The sequence below is a fragment of the Thermococcus argininiproducens genome, assembly GCF_023746595.1.
Classification (GTDB): domain Archaea; phylum Methanobacteriota_B; class Thermococci; order Thermococcales; family Thermococcaceae; genus Thermococcus_A; species Thermococcus_A argininiproducens.
In genome coordinates this window covers 282,305-304,794 of sequence record NZ_CP080572.1, presented here as the reverse complement: position 1 = coordinate 304,794, position 22,490 = coordinate 282,305, and the positions used below count along the sequence as shown (strand labels likewise).

Annotated in this window: 24 protein-coding genes; 9 read left to right on the top strand and 15 right to left on the bottom strand. The window is 42.7% G+C overall.

What is annotated here, in order from left to right:
- Window positions 1-8: 8 nt before the first annotated feature.
- The 3 genes from K1720_RS01590 to K1720_RS01580 form a co-directional block, all read right to left on the bottom strand.
- Complete coding sequence (locus K1720_RS01590; protein ID WP_251949486.1) at window positions 9-1,451, bottom strand: ABC transporter permease; 1,443 nt, start codon at window positions 1,449-1,451, stop codon at window positions 9-11.
- Between the two features lie 11 nt (window positions 1,452-1,462).
- Complete coding sequence (locus tag K1720_RS01585; RefSeq protein ID WP_055281455.1) at window positions 1,463-2,524, bottom strand: ABC transporter permease; 1,062 nt, start codon at window positions 2,522-2,524, stop codon at window positions 1,463-1,465.
- 258 nt (window positions 2,525-2,782) lie between these two features.
- Window positions 2,783-5,554, bottom strand: coding sequence for an ABC transporter substrate-binding protein (locus K1720_RS01580; protein ID WP_251949485.1), 2,772 nt, complete (start codon window positions 5,552-5,554; stop codon window positions 2,783-2,785).
- Between the two features lie 504 nt (window positions 5,555-6,058).
- Between K1720_RS01580 and K1720_RS01575 the strand changes: the two genes are divergently transcribed.
- The 3 genes from K1720_RS01575 to K1720_RS01565 all read left to right on the top strand — a co-directional run bounded on the left by K1720_RS01575 (window position 6,059) and on the right by K1720_RS01565 (window position 7,030).
- Entirely contained in the window at window positions 6,059-6,358 is a 300-nt protein-coding gene (locus K1720_RS01575; protein WP_251949484.1) for a hypothetical protein, read from the top strand.
- Between the two features lie 199 nt (window positions 6,359-6,557).
- On the top strand, window positions 6,558-6,731 hold the full coding sequence (locus tag K1720_RS01570; RefSeq protein WP_055281461.1) for a zinc finger domain-containing protein: 174 nt from the start codon (window positions 6,558-6,560) through the stop codon (window positions 6,729-6,731).
- Between the two features lie 11 nt (window positions 6,732-6,742).
- Complete coding sequence (locus K1720_RS01565; protein ID WP_251949483.1) at window positions 6,743-7,030, top strand: elongation factor 1-beta; 288 nt, start codon at window positions 6,743-6,745, stop codon at window positions 7,028-7,030.
- A gap of 97 nt (window positions 7,031-7,127) precedes the next feature.
- On the opposite strand, the gene K1720_RS01560 is transcribed toward K1720_RS01565, so the two are convergent.
- Entirely contained in the window at window positions 7,128-8,150 is a 1,023-nt protein-coding gene (locus K1720_RS01560; RefSeq protein WP_251950445.1) for a tetratricopeptide repeat protein, read from the bottom strand.
- A gap of 152 nt (window positions 8,151-8,302) precedes the next feature.
- On the opposite strand from K1720_RS01560, the gene thsB reads away from it, so the two are divergent.
- Window positions 8,303-9,937, top strand: coding sequence for a thermosome subunit beta (thsB, locus tag K1720_RS01555; protein WP_251949482.1), 1,635 nt, complete (start codon window positions 8,303-8,305; stop codon window positions 9,935-9,937).
- An 11-nt stretch (window positions 9,938-9,948) separates the two neighbouring features.
- Here thsB and taw3 read toward each other — a convergent pair whose 3' ends face one another.
- The 5 genes from taw3 to K1720_RS01530 form a co-directional block, all read right to left on the bottom strand.
- Window positions 9,949-10,542, bottom strand: coding sequence for a tRNA(Phe) 7-((3-amino-3-carboxypropyl)-4-demethylwyosine(37)-N(4))-methyltransferase Taw3 (gene taw3, locus K1720_RS01550; protein WP_251949481.1), 594 nt, complete (start codon window positions 10,540-10,542; stop codon window positions 9,949-9,951).
- Between the two features lie 236 nt (window positions 10,543-10,778).
- Window positions 10,779-10,997 (bottom strand): hypothetical protein, encoded by a 219-nt coding sequence (locus K1720_RS01545; protein WP_251949480.1) that lies wholly within the window; start codon window positions 10,995-10,997, stop codon window positions 10,779-10,781.
- Between the two features lie 13 nt (window positions 10,998-11,010).
- Window positions 11,011-11,664: a hypothetical protein gene (locus K1720_RS01540; RefSeq protein WP_251949479.1), complete on the bottom strand. Its 654-nt coding sequence runs from the start codon at window positions 11,662-11,664 to the stop codon at window positions 11,011-11,013.
- Between the two features lie 85 nt (window positions 11,665-11,749).
- Window positions 11,750-12,094, bottom strand: coding sequence for a thioredoxin family protein (locus K1720_RS01535; RefSeq protein ID WP_251949478.1), 345 nt, complete (start codon window positions 12,092-12,094; stop codon window positions 11,750-11,752).
- A 194-nt stretch (window positions 12,095-12,288) separates the two neighbouring features.
- Complete coding sequence (locus tag K1720_RS01530) at window positions 12,289-12,675, bottom strand: transcriptional regulator (RefSeq protein ID WP_251949477.1); 387 nt, start codon at window positions 12,673-12,675, stop codon at window positions 12,289-12,291.
- 338 nt (window positions 12,676-13,013) lie between these two features.
- Here K1720_RS01530 and hcp point away from each other — a divergent pair, with 338 nt between their 5' ends.
- Window positions 13,014-14,384, top strand: coding sequence for a hydroxylamine reductase (gene hcp, locus K1720_RS01525; RefSeq protein ID WP_251949476.1), 1,371 nt, complete (start codon window positions 13,014-13,016; stop codon window positions 14,382-14,384).
- 2 nt (window positions 14,385-14,386) lie between these two features.
- On the opposite strand, the gene K1720_RS01520 is transcribed toward hcp, so the two are convergent.
- Complete coding sequence (locus K1720_RS01520; RefSeq protein ID WP_251949475.1) at window positions 14,387-14,872, bottom strand: DUF1858 domain-containing protein; 486 nt, start codon at window positions 14,870-14,872, stop codon at window positions 14,387-14,389.
- Window positions 14,873-14,984: 112 nt separating this feature from the next.
- Between K1720_RS01520 and K1720_RS01515 the strand changes: the two genes are divergently transcribed.
- Genes K1720_RS01515 through K1720_RS01500 form a run of 4 tightly spaced genes read left to right on the top strand, consistent with a single transcriptional unit; the run spans window position 14,985 to window position 18,911 of the window.
- Window positions 14,985-16,166 carry an FprA family A-type flavoprotein gene (locus K1720_RS01515; protein ID WP_251949474.1) on the top strand — a complete coding sequence of 394 codons (1,182 nt, stop codon included), beginning with the start codon at window positions 14,985-14,987 and terminating at the stop codon, window positions 16,164-16,166.
- Window positions 16,163-17,500, top strand: a complete 1,338-nt coding sequence (locus K1720_RS01510; RefSeq protein ID WP_251949473.1) for a DUF438 domain-containing protein — start codon at window positions 16,163-16,165, stop codon at window positions 17,498-17,500. Before K1720_RS01515 ends, K1720_RS01510 begins: the two co-directional genes overlap by 4 nt.
- A 1-nt stretch (window position 17,501) precedes the next feature.
- A complete protein-coding gene (locus tag K1720_RS01505) occupies window positions 17,502-17,813 on the top strand; it encodes a cupin domain-containing protein (protein WP_251949472.1) in 312 nt (103 codons plus the stop codon).
- Window positions 17,814-18,911, top strand: coding sequence for a M24 family metallopeptidase (locus tag K1720_RS01500; protein WP_251949471.1), 1,098 nt, complete (start codon window positions 17,814-17,816; stop codon window positions 18,909-18,911). It abuts the gene before it with no gap.
- Between the two features lie 67 nt (window positions 18,912-18,978).
- Here K1720_RS01500 and K1720_RS01495 read toward each other — a convergent pair whose 3' ends face one another.
- From K1720_RS01495 to K1720_RS01475, 5 genes are read right to left on the bottom strand one after another with little or no spacing between them, the layout of a single operon-like run.
- Window positions 18,979-19,545 (bottom strand): hypothetical protein, encoded by a 567-nt coding sequence (locus tag K1720_RS01495; RefSeq protein ID WP_251949470.1) that lies wholly within the window; start codon window positions 19,543-19,545, stop codon window positions 18,979-18,981.
- A 52-nt stretch (window positions 19,546-19,597) separates the two neighbouring features.
- Window positions 19,598-20,413, bottom strand: a complete 816-nt coding sequence (locus K1720_RS01490; RefSeq protein ID WP_251949469.1) for a hypothetical protein — start codon at window positions 20,411-20,413, stop codon at window positions 19,598-19,600.
- A 56-nt stretch (window positions 20,414-20,469) separates the two neighbouring features.
- Window positions 20,470-20,823 carry a DUF302 domain-containing protein gene (locus K1720_RS01485; protein ID WP_251949468.1) on the bottom strand — a complete coding sequence of 118 codons (354 nt, stop codon included), beginning with the start codon at window positions 20,821-20,823 and terminating at the stop codon, window positions 20,470-20,472.
- Window positions 20,824-20,834: 11 nt separating this feature from the next.
- Window positions 20,835-22,100 carry a cytochrome c biogenesis protein CcdA gene (locus K1720_RS01480; protein WP_251949467.1) on the bottom strand — a complete coding sequence of 422 codons (1,266 nt, stop codon included), beginning with the start codon at window positions 22,098-22,100 and terminating at the stop codon, window positions 20,835-20,837.
- A 60-nt stretch (window positions 22,101-22,160) separates the two neighbouring features.
- Window positions 22,161-22,490, bottom strand: a complete 330-nt coding sequence (locus K1720_RS01475) for a hypothetical protein (protein ID WP_251949466.1) — start codon at window positions 22,488-22,490, stop codon at window positions 22,161-22,163.

The window sequence follows — 22,490 nt, the reverse complement described above, 5'->3', positions numbered from 1 at the left end:
TATCCACCTCACAGTCTCTTCAGTCTTGGGTTAAGGACTCTATCCAATGATATACCAATCAACACGAAGGTAAATGCTACCAAGGTGATTGCTAGCCCAGGTGGAATAACCCACCACCAATATCCGTTGATTGTAGCACTTTGTGTCTGGGCATCATAGAGAATTTGTCCCCATGTAACTGCAGTTGGATCACCAAGTCCAAGGAAGCTGAGGGAAGCTTCTGTTAATACAGCTCCAGGAACGTTAAGGGCCATTGCAGCGAAAGCATATGGCATGATCTGGGGCATTATGTGTTTGAAAATTATTCTTCCAGTACCAGCACCAAGAGCAATTGCTGCCTCTACATATGTTTGCTCTTTAATCTGGAGAGCCATACTTCTGGCAACTTTTGCAATTCCAGTCCAGTAGAAGGCCACCATTAAGAATACTATGGTCCATAGGCTGACGTGTCCCTTAAATGCGGCACCTAAGAGAATAAGTATTGGTAATGTTGGAATTGAGGCCCAGAATTCGTTAACTCTTTGCATGAACTCATCTTTCCATCCTCCAAGGTAGGCACTTGTAACTCCGTAGAAAATACCAATAAGAACTGTAAGAACTGCCACCGTAACACCTACAGTAAGTGAAACTCTAGTTCCCCAGACAAGACCTGCCCATAAGTCTCTAGCTTTATAATCTGTTCCCATTAATCCATATGTTCTTCCTGAGAGTACGATTTCTGTGTTGCTTAGGTCTATTTGATCTCCTTCTTTGAATGTGAATATGTCTACTTGGAATGTGTATGTTCCTTTAAGGGCTTCTGGATTAGTGAGGATACCCTCCTGAGCTTTTGCAAATATCACTCTCATAGTGTCCATAGTGCTTTTGAGAGTCTCTCCACTCTCAGCGATCTTTTGGGGATCTTCAAATTCAGAGGCCCAACGGAATACGGTGTTTCTCACTTTTCCATCTTTTGCCAACTGATATATAGAACCCTCTCTCAAGTCGGTGTTGAGTAGTTCAATTTTAACTCCATCTGGTCTTACGAGGGTTATTATGATCTGTGCTGGAGAGTTTAAGTCTGTAAGTTTGACTCCTATATTCCTTATGATAATATCCGAAGGAGGAGTGTCGTAATTATTTTCGTATGTAAACTCAAATCCATAATATTTCATTCCTCCGCCGATATCTTCTCCTTCTGAGACTATTGTCAAATCATTGGATGTTAAAATTTCATGAGGGGCTAGTTTCTTGGTAGTGAAATAGTTATACCATACAGGTGGTACTGTGGTTGGATTTCCTTCCCAATATTGACCCCATTTTTTGGGAATATCTGGCTCAGTTATATATGGAGCTCCAAGTGCAGTGACTATTAAAAGGAACAAAAGTACTAATCCGAATAATCCTCCTTTTTGTCGTTTAAATTCGAACCAGAACTCTTTCATACTTGCTTTTACGTCGACCCATCTCATCCTTCCTCACCTCATGTTTGCTGTGATGCACCAACTTTAACTCTTGGATCGAGGTATCCATAAGCTAGGTCTGCTATAATCATTGCTATTAAATAGAGAGCAACTGTAACGAATGTCACACCCATTAGAAGTCTAGTTTCATTTTGTTGTAGTGCAGTCCAATAAAGTCTTCCCATTCCTGGCCAGTTGAATACACTCTCGGTAATGATAGCACCACCAATTGAACCTAGAAGGCTGAAGATTGTCATGGTAACTATAGGTGGAGCTGAAGCCCTGAGGGCGTGTCCATATATAACTTTCCTTTCAGGTACACCTTTGGCTCTTGCAGCCATGATAAAATCCTCTTGCATTGTACCAATCATAATATTTCTTGTTGTCCAGGCCCATCCACCGAATAAAACGAACACTATTGTGGTTACAGGAAGTACCATATGGTAAAGAACGTCTAAGTAATACGCGACTCCCTCTTTTGGTGGCATTGAGGTCATTCCACCACTTGGGAACCACCCCATTTTGAATGAGAATATGAGGATTGATATCATTCCGAACCACCACATTGGTATACTACTTGTGACCATTGCTACTATTGAGACACCTCTGTCCAAAAAGCTCCCTGCCATCTGCGCTGCTTTAACACCTAAGAGTAGACCTATGAATATAACAAATATTTGGGCTGTAGTGAAGAGGATAACAGTTCTTGGGATAGCTTTCGAGATTATTTTACTAACAGCAGTCTCACCAAATATCGGGGATTTGGTATTTCCAAAATTCAGCGTTAACGTGTCTTTTGTTCTTTGCACCACTCTAACCCAAAATGGCTTGTCTAATTCATAAACGTGAATAAGTCTGTTGTATTCTCTTTGATACCACTCTTGAAGCTTTGCAGGATCGGCAGCCAATTGCCTTTGGAGTTCTGGATTTGACCTAAGTTTAAGGTTTATTTGTTCTTGGATTGTTGATCTAATGTCCTCTTCTGCAACTTTCGTGAAGAGAACTGAAACTAGCAGGGTAACTAAAGCGAGAACTAGTAGTGCATTGAGAAGTCTAATTGTAATGTATCTACCATATCCCAACTTACACACCTCCATTCAAATGTGTACATTAAGGCTTTTTATCATTCATCAACATTTTCAAGTCTGTAAAACTTTATATATTTTTCTATTTAATGCGCAATAAAAGGCTTATAAGTACAAGCAGAGACATAGAAACACGTTTAGATGCATATCAAAAGGCAGTTCGTAAGTTTAATGAAAAATACACCAAAGTTTTGAGAATTTTCCTTTGATAAAAGCAAATAGAAAAGAAATTAAAAATCTAAAGGAAAAAGGAGCTCACTTTCTTTTTCTCAAGAGTAGTGGTACTAGTGCAAGGCCTACAAGTACAGCTGGACCACAGATTCCACCGGTCTCTGTTGGTGACTCGGTTGGTGATGTTGGTGATTCTGTTGGTGATTCAGTTGGAGATTCTGTTGGTGACTCGGTTGGTGATTCTGTGGGTGATGTTGTGGGCTCTTTCTTTATGACAATTATTGTCTTCTTATCAGTAAATGAGACAACGCCTTCCTCTAGTCCACCTTTTACGTAAACTTCGTATTTTCCAGCTTCCCAGTTGGCAGTTTCTGAGCCTGGGATTGTTATTTCAAAGTTTCCAGCTGTTGCAAGTTTGGCCTCTCCACTGAAGACAGTTTGTCCTTGCTCGTTCTTTACTTCAACGAATACGAATCCCATGTCTGCGGGTTTGGTACCAGTTTCTGGATACTCTTCGACCATGTTAGCCTTTATGGTTACCTTCACGTCCTCGCCAGTGTTTACCTTGGTTGGAACATCGATTCCAGCAAGTTCAAGCTTTGCGAGTATTAGTTTTTGCTTCCAGTAATCGAGATCGAATGGATATGTTGGGTCTCTGAATGCTCTTAATTCGAGGAAGATCTTGTCTGGGTCGTATTTCTCGAGGTAGAATGGACCGTTGCTTATTACTGCATGGCCTTTGCTGTTGATCCAGTCAAGGATCTTGGTGTATCCTTCACTTGGGTCGCTAACGTCTCCAGCAATGGCGGGTGGGATAGCGTTCTTGTTCTTTAAGGCTTCGAGGACTTTCTTCAAGTCAGCAACGTGGTCTGCTACGAGAAGATCAAGCTGGGCAACTCCCTCTGCCTCTTCACTGAAGGAGTATTTCTGTGATGCACCGTATTCGTCTCCTTTTGCAACGAGTTCGCCCATTGCATAGAGGAGTTGCCATGGTAGTGAAGCCCAGAAGACGTTCATGTTAGCCATAACGTCATCAGCAACTGGGTGTGTCAAGTCAGTGTAGACAACATAAGTGTCCTCATCAACCCATTGAATACCTTTAACTTTTGCAAGGCTTTCTGCGGCTGAAGAAAGCTTGTCATCGTAATACACGTCGTCATCTCCGTCTTTGGTTGACCATTCCCAGGTGAATGCTGCGGCATATTTGATGTCGGCCATGCTCATTGGGTGGCCGTCATGCCAGTTGCCAAGCCTACAATCGTAGGTAATCTTGGCTTTTGCTTCCTCACCGGCGTGGGCGACGACCCACTTGTCTTGTACTGTGTCATAAATTACAGCATCGTCTGGGACTGTAACTGGGCCTCTCTCAACCTTGTACTCACATCTAACTGGAATGTAAGTTCCAGTTGCTAAGTCTGTGTACATAGCGTAATCGTAAATTACTCTCCAGACTACTGCGCTGTAAACGTCGTCAATACCTCCAATTGGGTTGAATGCACTCATGAAGAGTGCTCCAGTAGCTGAGAATTCTGCCACTTTAACTACTTTGTCTGGGGTTTCAGGTGTTATGAGAGCCCACCTGCTCCATAATCCTGAGGAAACATCTCTTGCAATTGCCTTGACTCTATCTTTGTTGACTGGGAAGTATTCCCAGGTCTCCACAAGGAAGGTCTTTTGTGAGTCTCTTACACCAAGGGCCATTGAAATCTTCTGGAGGTCCCAGTATTGGTCAACGTTACCCTCTTCCATTTCGTAAGTCTTGCCGTTGAACTCAACACTACCAAGAACAAGCATCTTGGTGATCTCTTCTTCAGTCATATCATAAAGTTCGGCAAGTTTGTCAGGAGTGTTGTAGTACTTGAGTTGGAATGATTCTATGACAGCTTCAGCTCCTCCGAGTTCGTCAATTAATTCTTTTACAGTTATTAAGTCACTTTCTGGCATGTGCCATCCTACTGCTGCGGGGAGCCATCCATACCAGCTTGTGTACCACCATGCGGTGTAGTCATCAGGCCACTTGATGTTAACTGTGGAAACCCAACCAGCAGTGTACATGCTCCATTGGAAGTTCTTTGGATCACCCGCATAAACAGTGCTTGAAGCTTTTCTTCTATCCCACAAGAGTCTGTCAACTTTGAAGCCCCAGAACTTCTCAATTAAGTCAGCAACGTAAAGACCAAGGTCTTTTCTGTGGTCTTCAATTCTGATGATGAACTTGAGTGTAACAGGCTCGCCATTAAAGTACCAGAATCCGTCGTCACCTTTCTTAAGCTCATAACCTTGTTTTGCCAAATCATCAGCGGCTTTCTTCATAGCGTCTTCAACAATCTTTTGAGCTTTTGCTAAGTCAGCAACGGCTGTGATTCCCATTGCTTTATAAACTGGCTCGAAGTATGAGTTTGCACCAGTGCTTGGTCTTATACCACCAAGCATTGGTTGTCCTGAACCTTGGAGAATGTTTTGGACAATGTATTGCCTGCTTATGAGGAAGTTTAATGCATATCTAATATCTCTGATTGCGAATGGGTTGAAGTACTTCTTTTCACCAACAGTGACGAGGTATGGGCTGTCGTCATCGTGGACGGGGTTGACCTCAATGTCGTTGTAACCGCTTGCAGTCTTAATAAGGGTTAATTTGTCAAGGACGTCTGAGGGCAAGTCCTGGAATGCTGCTCCTCCAACGCTCCAGAGGAAGATGTCTAAGTCCCCTTTTGCAACGTCAGTAATACCTGTTTCTTCGTTTGTCCTAATACCAATGTAGACAACATCAGGCGCTGGACCCTTCTCAGCCGCTGCTAGAGGGCTTAGTACCATAACAAAAACAAACAACAATGCCAAAATTCCAGACCTCTTCATTCACTTCGGCCTCCTTACATTTTTCCTTCAATATTGCATGCCTTAGTGTATAATGGCATAAGAATATACATCAAAAGACCTATTTAAGAGTTACGTTTCTGTAAAACTTGACTTTATTATAACGGCCTGAGATGAGGCATAAAAGAGAATCTTACGCTTAATGCACATCAAACTTGTCTTGTGATGTCAATAATGTCAGTATGGGTAGGAATGCCAAAATTTCTGGACAAAATAATTAAAAAAGGCAAGAGAAAAGTGTAGAAATTAGAAAAAATCGTTTGGTCAGGTTTTGATGTTTAAATCTTGTGTATTTTGACTGTTGTCTTAAGCTCTAAAATAACAACCCAAGCTCTGACATACTGTCTAAGTAGTCTATCATATTTCAGGGAGTTTTTGACCTTTTGACAATAAATACAGCGAAAAACTAATTTACTTAAGACGTATCTTTGAAAGTGGTGATACCTATGAGGAGGGAGTGGGAAACCAATTGCTAGACAGAATGAAATGAACTATTCTGAAATCGAAATTCTTGGTGAAATCTTAAGAGAGGGTATTTACTGGGCCTACATGGGCCGGCCGTTTGAAGTGTTGCCGTTTTTGAAGGGTAAACTTTTGAGTAAAGCTGCAAGTCGCAATGGAAATAGCAAGGAAGCAGAAATAAGTGTTGAGAGGATTTTAAAAGAGCTTGAAGCTATGTACAAACAGATCAGCATGGCTAGTAAAGTGGAGAAGAAGCAGATAGAGGAAATTTTGGCATATAAAGAAAAGTTTGTGGAACTTCTATTATTTGAGGAAGGTTTATAAGCCCAATTCTTTATTTTTTATTGGGATGATGAGGGAGATTTCGACCGAGCGATGAGGAGACTCGCATGGTCTGACTACCCCTTAAACACACTCTTCAAGTTGGAAGTTATGCTTATCTCGAAAGTTTTATAAATGGACTTCCTTTACTGCGTTAAGAGTTACGATAACAAAAAACCTCACTTCTTGGAGGTGGTTTGAAATGGCTGAGAGCATACCTGTATGTACCTCATGTGGAAAAGAGATAACACCAAGAGAGCACGCTACACACTTTATATGCCCAAACTGTGGAGAGGAAATCATATGGAGATGTGAAAGTTGCCGCGTATTGGGAGTTACATACACATGCCCCAAATGTGGATGGGAAGGACCTTGAGGTGAATAAAAATGAGTGATTTCAATTTAGTTGGAGTTATTAGGGTCATGCCTACCGACCCAGAGGTGAACCTTGACGAACTTGAAGCAGCGATCAAAAAAATACTCGAGGAGAAATTTAAAGGCAAATATGGGATATCAAAGGTTGACAGGGAGCCAATAGCTTTCGGATTGGTTGCACTTAAGGTTTATGTGCTTGGAAAGGATGCTGAGGGATATTCCTTTGACGAAGTTGCAGATGCTTTTAGAGAAGTAGAGAACGCAGAAAGTGCAGAGGTTGAAACAGTATCAAGATTTTGATCTCCAAAACTTTTTAAATTTTTAAAATATTCTCTATATAGAATGTTTTTCTGAACACGAACACTTATTAGGGTTTAAAATAGTTAAAAAGAAGGTTTTAAACTCCTATGTTCAACACAGTTGCCCCTATTTTTTTGAGCTCATCAAGAAGTTCTTTAAGTTCATTCACTTCAATACTCTCATAGATACTATTGTAATTGTTATCTAAACCTTCCTTGAGTTTTGCCAGTTCTCCAATTGCAGTGAAAAACTTTACATATTCTTTATTCACTTCTTCGAAGGATTCAGCTAACTCTTGAATGTTCTCATAGACTTCTTTATACATTTTCTCATCAAAAAGCTCGGTTATGAATTCATAGATTGCTTCAAACCCAATGCTAAAGAGTTCCTCACTGTTCACTTCCAAAGCTTTGATCAAAGCAGCCCTTAATGCAGAAAAAGCTCTCTTAAAGTCTTCTTGGGCAGCTTTTACTTCTGCTTCTACAATTTTTGTGTTAACTTCTATTTCTGCATCCCTGGGACTTTTTAAGATCCTAGCGATTAGTTCTTCGGATTTTTCATAATCCTCGGTTTCGTAATAGAAGTGAGCTAGATCCAGTAAGCTTATCAAGTAATTTTTCTCGTCACCAAGCTTGTTGAACATTTCACTGGCTTTTTTCATTGTGGTTATTGCTTTTTCCACTTCTCCAAGATCAGCATAGTTTATAGCAATATGTGCTAGTGTTAATGCCTCCTCTCTCTTGTTTCCAACTTCTTGTTCAAGTTTTAACAGTTCTTTATATGCCTCTATGGCCTTTTCTGGAATTCCAAAATGCTCATATGCATCTGCAAGATGATATAGAGCATCCAAGTACTTCTCTCTTTCTTCCTTGTATTTCTCAGCAAGTTTCTTGTAAATCTCCATCCCTCTATCTAATTCACCTAAATGAGCATATATATGTGTAATTTCATGTGCAAGTTCATAAGCATCAGGGCCTTCACACTTTAGGATTAATGTTTCCACTTTTTCTAAGAACGCCCTAAGTTCATTCTCATTTTCTATTTTTTCAAGATAATCATCAAGTATCTCGAGAATTTTTTGGCAATTTTTGCTTTCTAATGCTTTTTCAAACTCCTCCATGGGTTTCACCGATTTTTGCTTTGCTAAAAAGCTTAAAAACATTGACCGAAAAATTTATAAATAGCACAAAGGAATGCATAATCGGAATGCAAACACATTGTAACTAAAAGCAATCCTCCCACAAAAAAGAAAAATATGGGAGGTGGGTGGAAATGGCCCAACTTGCAGGACAACCAATTTTGATTCTACCTGAAGGAACTCAGAGATATGTTGGAAAGGATGCCCAGAGATTAAACATTCTTGCTGCAAGAATTGTGGCAGAGACAGTAAGGACTACTCTTGGTCCAAAGGGTATGGATAAAATGCTTGTTGACAGCCTTGGAGATATAGTAATCACAAACGATGGTGCAACAATTCTGGATGAAATGGACATCCAGCACCCAGCAGCTAAGATGATGGTTGAAGTTGCAAAGACTCAAGACAAGGAAGCTGGAGATGGAACTACGACAGCTGTCGTTATTGCAGGCGAACTCCTAAGGAAAGCTGAAGAACTTCTCAACCAAAACATACACCCAACAATAATTGTAAAAGGTTATACTCTTGCAGCTGAAAAGGCCCAAGAGATTCTCGATAACATTGCAAAGGATGTTAGCCCGGAGGATGAGGAAGTCCTCATGAAGGCTGCTACAACAGCTATAACTGGAAAAGCTGCTGAAGAAGAGAGGGAGTATTTGGCTAGGTTGGCAATAGATGCAGTAAGACTTGTTGGCGAAAAAGTTGGTGAGAAGTACCAGGTTGACATTGACAACATTAAGCTTGAGAAGAAAGAGGGTGGGAGTGTTAGAGACACCCAACTCATCAGAGGTGTAGTTATTGACAAAGAGAGAGTTCACCCAGGTATGCCAAGAAAGATTGAGGATGCCAAGATTGCTCTTATTAACGAGGCACTTGAGGTTAAAGAAACTGAGACAGATGCGGAGATTAGAATTACAAGCCCAGAACAATTACAAGCGTTCCTCGAACAAGAGGAAAGAATGATAAGAGAGATGGTTGACAAAATTGTTGCTACCGGTGCAAATGTAGTATTCTGTCAGAAAGGAATTGACGACCTAGCACAACACTACCTTGCCAAGGCTGGTATATTGGCTGTTAGAAGGGTTAAGAAGAGTGACATGGAGAAGCTTGCCAAGGCAACTGGTGCAAAGATTGTCACCAATGTGAGAGACCTCACAAGTGAAGACCTTGGTTATGCCGAACTTGTTGAAGAGAGAAAAGTTGCTGGAGAAAACATGGTCTTTGTTGAAGGGTGCAAGAATCCAAAAGCAGTCACAATCCTAATCAGAGGAGGAACAGAACACGTCGTTGACGAAGTAGAAAGAGCCCTCGAGGACGCAATAAAAGTCGCCAAGGACATCGTTGAAGATGGAAAGATTGTTGCTGGCGGCGGTGCAAGCGAAATCGAGCTTGCCATCAAACTTGACGAATACGCCAAAGAAGTCGGTGGAAAAGAACAACTTGCCATTGAATCATTTGCTGATGCATTGAAGGTGATTCCAAGAACCCTTGCAGAAAACGCTGGACTTGATCCAGTTGACGTTCTAGTGAAGGTCACTGCAGCTCACAAAGAGAAAGGTCCAACAGTCGGTGTTGATGTCTTTGCTGGTGAGCCAGCCGACATGATGGAGAGAGGTGTTATTGAGCCACTTAGAGTCAAGAAACAAGCTATCAAGAGTGCAAGTGAAGCTGCAGTAATGATTCTCAGGATTGACGATGTGATAGCTGCAAGCAAGCTCGAGAAAGAGAAAGAAAGTGGTAAAGGGCCAGGAGAAGAGGAAACTGAATTCTGAAGTCCTTTCCTTTATTTCTTGAGCTTTTCAATTTTATTTTCAAGTTTTCTGAGCTTTTCTTTGGCTCTTCTTAATTGGAGATTTGCCATTGAAGCTATTTTCGCAAGATAACTCTCATTCACCCACAGTTCGCCATCTCTGCCTAAAGGAACATCCATTCTTTCGGTTGAACGAATCTCTACTACAAGCTTTTTGTGGCTTACGCTCTTGATATTTGAGTGCTTAAACCCACAGGCTATTGCAAGATTTAGGAGTTCAACAGCATCCTCCAAAGTCTTTGCTGAAACGTGGAGAATTGGACTGTGGACTATAAACCACAACATTCCCCCATCATGTTTATTTATGGCATCGAGCACTTCCTCAATTTTGACTTCTCTGTGCCATTTTCCAAGCCATATTGCATTGAGCTTGTCCCCAAAATCGGGCATTTGCATAATGCTTATCCTGCCTGAGCAGGAGGATGTTGTGAAGTAATTCTCCAGGGAGTTTATCTTATTAAGTAGGGATATTATATCACTATCTACTAACCCTTTTTCTAGGGCCTCATTTAGACTTTCTAAGGCTTTCTTTTTTTGAAGCTTAAAATTTTTCTCATATAGGAACATGAGGGGAAAATCAAAGAGAGAACTTTTAAATTTTATCTTTTTTGTGTGGGAAGCCCCCTTCCGAAAGGGAGCAGTTCACCTTCTTGGAAAGTTTTACCTTTTAAAGCTTGGAACCTGTAATTTCAAAATGTTCCTCTCTACAACTTTCTAAAAAGGAAAGACAAAAAGCAAGTAATGGAACTTTTTTGTTATTGCTTTTTCTTTTGAAAACCCCGTTCCTTAGGGCGGGGAGGAGGTCAGTTTTTGTCTTCTTTGCAACAGCTACATTTACAAAGGCGATAAAAGCTGATAATCCCCCCGACTATTGGTGCAAGATGTGCGGATATCACAATGAGATTATCAACAATGTCAGGGAGGTGCCTCCCCAATCTAAAAACCCACCACACTGAAAATATTCCTACACCATATATCAACCCAAGCAAAAATGGAAAAAGAATGTAAAGCTTATTTTTCATAAGCTCTTACCTCCTATGGGAAGTCTATATACATATAGTCATAGTGTACATTCAAACTTAGGGAGGCCGAGCTCAGGCCACCACTAGAATAAACTCTAGATGTCAGTTCTATATAAACTGCGTATCTATGACCACTTTTAAATATATATGATGGAGTACGGTATAAAATCTGCTTGTTTACTTGTTTATTACCTGTTTGTTGAAATTCCTCTTCGTCAATGATAAAGGATGTAATCGCTCCGGTTGTTAAATCTTTGATATATACTTTGACCTTGTACGACGCTTCTCCGAAACCTAAATCCACCCATCCGTTAATCTGTACTGGAATTTCTATAGCCGCAGAAGCACTTCCGGTACCACCAATGTCAAACTTCTCCCCGACTGCTGCATAAGTTTCAACATATCCGAATCCAACTGCTTCAATTGAAGTGGAGACTTTTTGAGCATCCTTTGCATAGACCTCATTTTTTAATATATAGTATACTCCATTGTGATCGTTAACGCCCTTATCTTCATATTCTGCATATGTCAATGTTTGATCATTTCCAAGATATACAATGGTTCCTCCACCATTTCCAGGGTCAAGATATATGGGAAAAATCTCCTCTGTTGCACTAGTTATTTTTCCCATTCCTCCCAAAACCAACATTCCAATTATTATTCCCAACAATTTTTTTGCATTATTATGCCACCTCGAATTAATTTAAGACTTTTGTGATTATAAATTTTTTACCTTTCGAAAGCCTCGCCCTTTAGGGCAGATACTGTCGTACTCTTCTTTCAAATTCAGCAAAATTGGGAACCCCTATGAACTCAACTCTGTTGTTTATTAGAATCGTTGGAGTTCCCATTATATTGTGTTCCATGGCTTTTCTCTGGCCCTCTGGAGTGGCAACACTAACTTCTTTTGCTAGAACTCCGTCATACTTCTTTTCTATTTCTTGAGCCATGGCCCATGCTATCGGACAGTATGGGCAGCCTGGGGAGGTTATCACTTCTATGATAACTTTTGGCTTCTTTTGTTTAACCTCTATTATTCCGGCTTTTTTCATGAGTTCTAACATCTTCTTTCTTCTGATCATTTCTAGCTCATCCACCATTCTCACCTCGGAATAATTTCAAGTGAATAAATTTAAAAATGAATTTATGAAAAAAGTTTCAAACTTTTACTCTTTGAGCAGAGGAATCCTGAGTAAAGCGTTTTGCTATCGGTATGAGGGTGGAAAAAGACTATCACGATTTTAATCTTGTGGATAAACCCCTATCCCTAAAGACACTGGTTCATAGTGCTCTATCCAAAAATATCTAAACAAATATTACACATAGCTGGATCAACTTCTGGATCAACTTTAGAGTGAAATGAACACACATAGCCCTTTCCAAGCATTTTTAAAGCAATTTTGACGAGTTCTGAGTGAATGTAATACTCGTCGGGTTTCTTTTTAATAATTTCATTGGCTAATGCTTCAAGTTTTTCTTCTATGTCCCTAAATTTTTCAACTTCCACTAAAGCCCCTCTATCCATTTTCAAGTATCTGGAAACAGCTGATTGGGTTATGTGGAGTAGTTCTGCCACTTGAACCTGAGTTAGTCCTTTCTTATATAGTATTTCCACTAATCTTCTCCTTAAAGAGGGATAAACATATTTGGCTGCCGCTTCGAAGGCATTAATTCTCATGAAAAGGTATATGACACATGGAATATATAAGTATTTTGGTCAATTTATATTTGATTTAACTGCTGTAAATATTTGCTAAATACTAAAGATTTACCGGCATCTAATTTTGTATGACACATGTCATAATATTTTTAATATTTGTTATTAATTATGATACAAAAACTATGTGATATCAATGCTATATGCTCAAATATATGGATTTAATAGAGCAAAAATATCCTCTCTAATCATGTAAACATCACGTTTTAGGTTAAGAAACCGCAAAGCTTTTATGAACAGAAATTCATAAATTAAACCGCATGATATGACACGCGTCATAAAATTGGAGGTGGACGGAAATGGCGATAAGAATACCTGAAAATTTGGAGATGCTCTGCAATCAGTGTTCAATGAGCCTGGAGGGAGGGTGTACAGTACAGGGTGTGTGCGGAAAGGATCCAGATTTAAACTCTCTCCAGGAGGCTCTGCTGTACGGTATTAAGGGTACGTCAGCCTACTACTACCACGCACTTGAGGTTGGTTACGACAATCCGGAAATCGGCCATTTCTTGGCTGAGGCATTATACGCAACGCTCACCAACGTTAACTTCGATAAGAACCGTTTTCTTGAGCTCATTCTTGAGAACGGAAGGGTTCACCTTGAGGCCATGAAGCTGCTCGACAAAGCTTATGTGGAAACCTTCGGAAGGCCGGAGCCCGTTGAAGTTCCTACAGGCAGCTTTGAGGGACATGGCATACTCGTTACCGGCCACAGCTACAAAGCCCTCTATGAGCTCCTGAGACAGATTGAGGAGAGAGGCCTTGAGGATGAGCTTAAAGTTTACACCCACGCGGAGATGTTCCCGGCTCACGCTTATCCGGAGCTTAAAAAGTTTAAGAGCTTGACCGCCAATTGGGGTGGTTCATGGCTCTACCAGAAGAAGGAGTTTGCAGAATTCCCGGGTGTTATTCTGGGCACAAGCAACTGTGTTCAGCAGCCCACAGAGGCTTATAGGAACAGGATCTTTACCGTCGGCATAGCGGGTCTTGAAGGGGTTCCACATATAGAGGACTACAACTTCGAGCCTTTGATAAAGAGGGCATTGGGAACACCGAAGATGGAGAAGGTTGAAGGAGGAAAGCTCCTCACAGGCTTCCACCACACCAACGTCCTGGCCATGAAGGACAAGCTCCTTGAGCTCATCAACGAGGGCAAGATAAGGCATATCTTTGTCGTTGGTGGATGTGATACCCCGCACAAGGGCATGGGCTACTACGAGAGGCTCACCGAACTGATTCCAAAGGATGCGCTCATACTTTCGGCCGCCTGCGGAAAGTTCCGCTACAACGCGAGGAACTACGGAACCATTGAAGGCATTCCAAGGTTCCTCGACTTCGGTCAGTGCAACAACGTTTACTCAATAATTGAAATTGCCGTCGCTCTGGCGAATGAACTCAGCACTGATGTGAACTCACTTCCGGTCTCAATAGTCCTCTCATGGATGGAGCAGAAGGCAATTGGAATACTCTACTCCCTGCTCTACCTTGGAGTTAAGGGCATCTACATAGGCCCAAGGCCTCCGGAATTCCTAACTCAGGGAGTCTTCGAAATCCTCAGGAAGCAGTTCGACCTCAGGCTGACGGGCGACCCCGAGAAGGATTTGAGGGACATGCTCAACAAAGGCGTAAAAATAGAAGAAGGCTCCGCCCTTGCAGAGGAGCTCGACTGAGCTCACCTTTTCAATTTTTTAAGCTTTTCTAAAAGTTCCCTGAACTTCTCATCTGGGAGGTTGCCCAGTTTTTTGGCCTCTTTCAGCGTTATTGTCCTTGCCAAGGTCTTTCTCAGGGTCTCGTCTTTGAGCGGGGTGAAGCCGTACTCAATGAGCACTTCGAGAGCTCCGGGATACCTCTCTATGAGCATCCCGACGTTTGTGTTCTCGTTTATTTCGATTTCCTTTGCGCACTCCACATCACCGAGTCCTGAAATTTCCCTGGCATTTCCCTCGTTCCATATCCTCAAAATGTAGGCATCTCCAACTTTTTTCAGCTCGTATTTGTATTCTGCCTCCTCAAGCTTTGGGAGGATGCCTTTGAACGGCCTGTCGCCGATTGCCTCGATACCCTCCCCCTTGTCCAGATCCTTCAATGCCTCAACTATCCTTACAGCGGGTTCCGGGGGGTTTAGCCCCCTCAGGTCCACCACAGCTTTAATCTCCATTCGTTTCACCATAAACTTATAATGACAAATGTCATATAAACTTTGCTGGCCATGAATAGGTAGAAAGGTTTAAAAGTATTTGATATGACATATGTCATGAAGGTGCGTAATGATGAAAGCTGTGAAAATTGTTGAAGATGTTTACTGGGTTGGAATTAAGGACTGGAACAGGAGAATCTTCGATTCTCTAATTCCCCTTCCGGAAGGAACTTCCTACAACGCCTATCTGGTCGTCGGGAGTGAAAAAACCGCCCTCATAGACACCGTAAATCCCAGTTTTGAGAGGGAGCTTGAGGAGAAAATAAACGAAATCGCAGACGTGGCCGATATCGATTACATAGTGATGAACCACGCCGAGCCCGACCATTCGGGCGCAATTCCATACCTGCTGGAGAGGAACGAAAAGGCCATCCTCATTGCAACCGAAAAAGGCGCGGACATGGCTAAAGCATACTACGATGTCCCCGATGAGAGGATTATGGTGGTGAAGGATGGCGACACCGTCTCACTGGGAGGGAAGACCCTCAGGTTCATAGAGGCCCCATGGCTCCACTGGCCTGAGACCATGTTTACATATCTGGTGGAGGATAAAATACTCTTTCCATGCGACTTCTTTGGGGCCCACCTTGCTGGGGGCTTTTACGACGATGACGTGCCCGACCTTCTAACGCACGCCCAGAGATACTTCGGGGAGATAATGATGCCCTTCTCGGCCATGGCGAAGAGAGCACTCCAAAAGATCGAGGGGCTTGAGATTGAGATAATCGCCCCGAGCCACGGCCCGATATACAGGAATCCCGCGAGGATAATCGAGGCGTATAAAAAGTGGAGCAGCGGGGAGACGAAGGAGAAAGTGTTGATAGCCTATGTCAGCATGTGGGGGGCAAATGAGACCATGGTGAGGGAGCTCGCGGCTCTTCTGACCGCTGAAGGGGTGGATGTAAAGGTGCACAATCTCGTGAGCTCGGACATAGGGGAGGTCGCCAAAGACCTCGTGGACTCAAGGGTCATAGTTCTGGCAGCCCCGACAGTCCTTGGGGGTGCTCATCCCCTTGCGATCTATGCCGCATACCTCGTAAAGGCCCTCAGGCCGCCCGCAAAATATGCGGTGATAATGGGCTCCTACGGGTGGCACGGGAGGAGCAAGGATTCACTCCTTGAAGTGCTGAAGGGCTCGAATATAGAGCTCCTCGGGAGCCTTGAGATTCGTGCGAGGCCGAGGGGAGAGGATTACGAAAAGCTCCGCGGGCTTGCGCTTCTCATCAAAGAAAAGGTTAAGGGTGGTGTTGAATGACCGAACTCCTGAAAAACCGCGAGTACAAGAAAGAAAAGATGAAAGAACTTTTAAGAAAAATCCACAGGGGAGAGGATGTTGAAAAGCTCAAGGAGGAGTTTAAAGATCTCTTGAGGAACATCTCACCGCTGGAAATACCCCTTATTGAGCAGGAGCTCGTTAAAGAGGGTATCTCAGCGAGAGAGATAGCCAAGATGTGCGATATTCACGTTGAGCTCTTCAGGGAGGCGGTTGCCGGCACTGAAAGGGAGGAGATGAAGGACATTCCTCCGGTACATCCCCTCTATACGCTCTATGAGGAGAACAGGGAGATAATAAAAGACGCCGAAATGCTGAACCTCTATGCATCTACCCTCGCAAACACGAAGGATGAGAGGATGAGGGAGGAAATTCTTGGTGTTCTCAAAGGAATAGCCAACCAGCTTAGAGCTGTCGGTTTTACCCACTACAACAGGGAGGAGATGCTTATCTTCCCGTACCTTGAGAGGAGAGGCATTACAGCGGTTCCAACGGTCCTCTGGACAAAGCACGATGAGACAAGAGGCATGATCAAACAGCTCCTTGAGATTCTAAACAAAGCGGACGGAATGGAGTGGGAGGAGTTCACCAGAGCCCTCAAGGAAAAGGCCTCCGAGCTCTCGAACGCCCTCGTGGACATGGTGTTCAGGGAGAACAACATACTATACCCGACGCTGAGAGCCTTGCTCTCCGAGGGGGAGTGGGTTGCCATTAAGCAGCAGGAAGAGGCAATAGGTTACTACAAAGTTAAGCCCGGAGATGAGTGGAAGCCAGAAGCCAAGCCTCTCCATCCCTACGAAATTGACACCACCTTAACAGCTGAACAGATTTTGAGCTTGCCAAAGGAAGTTCAGATGGCACTGAGGGGACAGAAGCTTGAAGGAGACAGAACTAAAGTAAAGAGGGAAGGTGACTTAGAACTTGAGACTGGATACCTCTCTCCAAAGGAGATAAACGCGATTTTCAAGCATCTTCCAGTTGATGTAACTTTCATAGATAAAGATGATAGAGTAAGGTTTTTCTCCGGTGGGGACAGAATATTTACGAGGACACCCTCGGTTATCGGAAGACCCGTGCAGCTCTGCCATCCACCGAAGAGTGTCAGCGTGGTTGACAAAATCCTCAAGGCCTTCAAGGAGGGCAAAAAGGACGCCGCAGAATTCTGGATTCAGATGGGCGGGAAGTTCATTTACATCAAATACGTCCCTGTCAGGGATGAGAAGGGTGAGTACCTTGGGACGCTTGAAATAACGCAGGAGATAAGCAGAATTAAAGCCCTCGAAGGGGAGAAAAGGCTTTTGGACTGGAGGGATTGATATGATTGTTGTAAAGGTTGAGGATGCGGAAAAGTTTGAGAACCCCCACGGGGTTGATGTTAAAAAGCTGATTGGTATGGAAAATGTCCAGATACTTCACGTAACGCTGAAGCCGGGGGAAGGGCTTAAAAAGCACACCGCCCCTGTAGATGCCTTCCTGTACGTCATAAAGGGCAAAGGAATGGTTGAAGTTGGAGAGGAGAAAGAAGAGGTTAGAAAGGCAACCCTCGTTTACCTCCCCAGGGAAGTGCCTCACAGCGTTGAGAACACGGGAAGTCTGGAGATGAAGTTTCTTGTGATTAAGGTGAGGTAAATGAGGGGGAGTGAAGGGATATTTAAAAAGAGGGTTGAAAAGTTCCAGGATCTCTTAATGGAAAATGAGATAGACGGAGCCGTTATAAGGACACTCTCCACTTTTATTTACTTCACCGGTACCAAATGGCTCCGTCCGAGCCTCCTCATTCCGGCCGAAGGGGAGCCGGTGGTCATTGTGGCCAAAGGTGAGAAGGAGCTCTTCATGCAGAAGAGCTGGATTAAGAACGTTGAAGAGTTTCAAAAGACGGAAGATTTGATGGCAATGGTGACGATGTGGATCGGGAAAAACGGTTACAGCACCGTCGGCATGGAGTTCTCCATCGAGAGGGATGCCTACATTCTGTTCTATGAGATTTTCAAGAAGCTCAACCCGGGGGTGCAGATCGAAGACATCAGAGGCCTTTCAATGCAGTTGAGGATGATAAAGGATGATTGGGAGCTTGATAACATAAGGAAAGCAGGAAAGATTGCGGTTAAGGGAATGGAAGTGGCGATGGAGGAGATAAAGCCTGGGAAGAGCGAGCTTGAAATCGCTGCCGGGATTTACCGTGAGCTGATGCTCAATGGGAGCGAAGACCCGAAGGTCTATGTATCCGCAACGCCGAGGGCACATGCCGAGCCTTTTAGAGACGTTAAAGTTGAGAGGGGTAAGTTTGTAACCGTGGTAATCGGTGCGGACTACAACCATTATTATGCAAACCTGACGAGGAGCTTTTTCATCGGAGAGCCAAATGAGAGAGCGAAGAATGCCATTGAGGCGATGGAGGAGGTCCATAAAATCGCTTTGGAAAAGACCCGGCCGGGAGTCACTTTTGCTCGGGTGGAGAAAGATATAGCTGCGGTTTACAGGGAGAAAGGACTTCAGGAGTACTACATAACCGGATACACTCACGGAGTTGGGCTCTTAATTGAAGAGGATCCCATAACCACGATAGTGGTTCCACACAGGGCAATGAAAGCCCGGGAAGGAATGGTGCTGGCGATGGTGCATGCACCGCTCATGGTTCCGGAAGGTGCGGTAAAGAAGGAGGATACAGTGATACTCGGCAAAAAGGTTGAAAATGTTACTTCTTTTGATGCTTCCGTGTTTCTTTAGTTTTTTATTGTTTAAAAAAGCCATTTTCAGGAAGAATGAAAATAGATAGATGGGATACTTTGAAAGATCAATCTACAAAGATAACGTGGAGCACAAGAAGGAAGTACATGACCAGAGTCCACGCGATGTGAAGTTCCCTCCATATCCTAAACTTTTTTAAGGTTCCTTTCAGATAGGGGTTGTTGACCTCTCTTCTCAGCTTCTCAACCTTTGCATGAAGATAACGTCCATAGAACCCGCTTACATTTTCAATGAGCAGTATGAAACCGAGTAAAAGGCCGGTTAAGCCAGCAGGCGTGCTGTAGTCCTGGCACGATATGAAGTGGGGTAGGGTCAGGAGAGAACCGATAACCACAAGGATATGATGGATATCGAGGAGGGAGAGGGGGACGCGAGCCTTCAAAAAGGACATTTCTTGGCTTAGCTCTATGGAGAAACTTCCTTTCCTGTATTCTACAAAGGAAGTTCCCTTGATAATGGAGTAAAGAACTATTCCTGCGGTTATTACTATGAAACCTGCTCCAGCCAACTCACCAAATTGGGCTTCGTTGTTTTCATAATCCTCGTCGGCAGCTGCCAGGGGCAGAAGTAGAAACATGATAAGGAAGATCCAAGCTGCCCTGCTTCTTTTCATTGCCCTTCCCTGACTAAACCTTTCTCAAATATTTATAAATTTTTAGAGAGGGCTAAAAAGCGCCCGTTCCAATTCCACAGATCTTCGCAAATGGACATATAGAACAGTCTTCAGTGTATGGTTCTAAAGGAGGTTCACCTTTGATGGCTTTTGTAATCTCCTTAGCTCTCTCCATATCTTCGTCATCCCCCTCTAGGACAAGAGTAACGCTCCCCTCTGCACCCCCTGCTCCTCCAGATGCTATGGGGATCGCATCAACGTTAGCTAGGATGTCATAGGCCTCCACTTCCGTAACTGGAATGGCATGTGGGATTGGAACTAGTGCAGCATAGAGGCCTGTTCCCCAATCAAAAGAATGAATGCCTGTAAGTTTGGCACTAACCTCAACTGGTGTAGGAGTGAACTTCTCAAGGCTTATTGGGGTTATCGTGATGACTCCCTTTGTTATTGTCCATCCAAAGGTTTTTCCTATTGTTCCACCATCGGGAGCAGCTGCAAAAACAGCTACATTCCAGTTCTGGTCTATTGCATTTGCTCCTTTTATAAATACATCCTCTGGGCCCATCTCCTTTAGGGCCTCAAGGGGTTCACCTTCATATGGTTTTCCTTTGTAAAGAACAAGATGTTTTGGCCACGTCTTTTTTGCCGTTACACATGTTCTCCCTTTGCTTATAACTCCTACTGTCCATTTTTCTTTTTCGATTTTTTCTCCTAAAATCTCCTCTGCTACATATGCGGCAGTTGTACCAGTGGCAATATATACAAAACCGTTCTCAAGGGCATGTTGCACTTCTTCAAGTGCCACAATAGCTTTAGCAATCAAGCGTTTGCTTTCAGTGGGGGTAAGAGTAACAAGGGCTCTTTTCATGAAAATCACCTCATTAAATTTTGTATCTTAACCTTATTAAAATTGTGGAAAAGAAGTTAGAGAGAGTCTATGACAGCCCTGACATCTTCAAGAGGGTCTTTGATGACCTCAACGATATCTTCAGCAGTGTTTATAGCAACATATACATTTCCTTCTTTTTCATAAAGCAAAACCGGACATGGGGCAAATGAACCAATTTCATACTCGACCTTAGTCATCTCATAAAACTTCTTTGGATTGCAGACGTAGAAGATTCTATAAGGTTCCATTTCAACACCCAACTTAGCTTTTACAACTTCACTGGGGGTAAACTCGAGTACAACCTTGTATCCCTTCTTTTCCAGCTCTGCCTTTAACTTTTCTTCAACCTCTTTTAGGGATATTCCAACATTCCTTCTGTATCTAAACATCCAATCACCCCCTAAATTTTTGACAAGCTTTCAAAAATTGCACTCCATAGTCTAAGAGGAGTTAGTTCTGTTAACATGAGAATGCCGAGGATAATTATGACGATTCCTATCGCCTTTTCCCATCTTGCCTTTTGCTGGATATCCAAGCTCAGTTTATTTGAGAGGAATTTTTCATTTATCCATTCTGCCAAATCTTTGGAACCCATAATCAAGTATATTGTAAGGCCCATTCCTACTCCATAAACTCCCATAACTATCACGCCTTTTACGACACTCCCGCTTAGGGTGGCAGTTATAATTGCAAACCCAAGGTAGGGAGCAATACATCCTATCCACGTAGTCCCGAGAGCAGAACCTAAGAGAACGTCGGAAATATAGCCACTACTTGATGAAAGTTTGGATGGAGAAAGGGATAGTGTTCTCATAACCTTTTGATTGAAAGTAGTGCTTATCAATGACGTTCCTACTACTATGAAGCCTAAACCCCCTATGAAGTACAAGGCATTTCTAATTTGAGATACATAAGAGCCCAGAGTACCTGCCAAGGCACCGAGGACGGCAAAAGAAACAACCATTCCTGCTATCACAATTTCAATTTTTCTTTTTGCAAATAAAAGTGAAAAAGTGCCTGCTATCAAGGGAAGCACGCATGGAGAAAATACGCTAAGAATACCTGCCGAGAATATTGGTAAGAGAACAGCTAAGGATAACTTGCTCGGAGGATGTTCTTTCTCTTCTGTTGGTGTTTCGTTCCTTAGAGGGTCTTCTATACTATTTTTTACAAAAAACTCAAGACTGTCTGGGTTAAGAGCCCCTATAGCGAGGCCCTTTAGGATTTTCTCTCCATTTTCAACTTTGAAGATCACCATTGTCGGTGTACCGGGAACTCCTACACCTATTGTCTCTCCCTTTTCTTTCGGAGTATAATAACCACTGTTGTCAGGTTGAAGTACAAGAACTCTATCATAGACTTTGTATTGGAGTGTTGTGAGGGTTCTTCCTTTATACACATCAATGGAAATTAGGTTTATGCCATTTAGGCTTTTTATAGCCTTTTGGGTTGGAAATACACTCTTTTTCATGTAATTACATGCTGGACAACTTTTTGAATGGTAAAAGATAAAGAAGTATTCCCCCTCATGTGCAGAAATTAAAGAATTAAGTTCTTTTTCATTTGAAATTGCTTTAAATTTTAAGCTTCCATAAGTGACATCTTCACCAGCTACCAACTGCCCAAGAGCCACAAGTACAATGAGAAGCAGAACAACCCTTCTCACGTTTTCACCCCAAAAATTGTAGAAAAATGAATTAAAAGGCTTTTCTTGAAGCTTTTTTCATTAAAATGTCATCACAACATAGCCTTCTTTAAGATACTCTGCTATTATCTTTCCCACGTATTCAACTTTTGCATATTTCTCTAGTGAGACCTCAAATCCTTCTAATTCGGCCACTCTCTTACATGCAAGTGGCAGTTTCCCTAATTCTTTCAGCTTTTCTATCCAAGAAAGGAAGCGTTCGTCTCCTTTAGCTATTGCCCTTTCTATTGGGCCAAAGAGAATTACTTCAACATTATCTACCCATCTGTATTTAATAGCATTTACTGCCCACATAAAACCAGGCAGAGCCTTTTCATCGTCACTTGAGAGTATCACCAAAACTTTTACCAT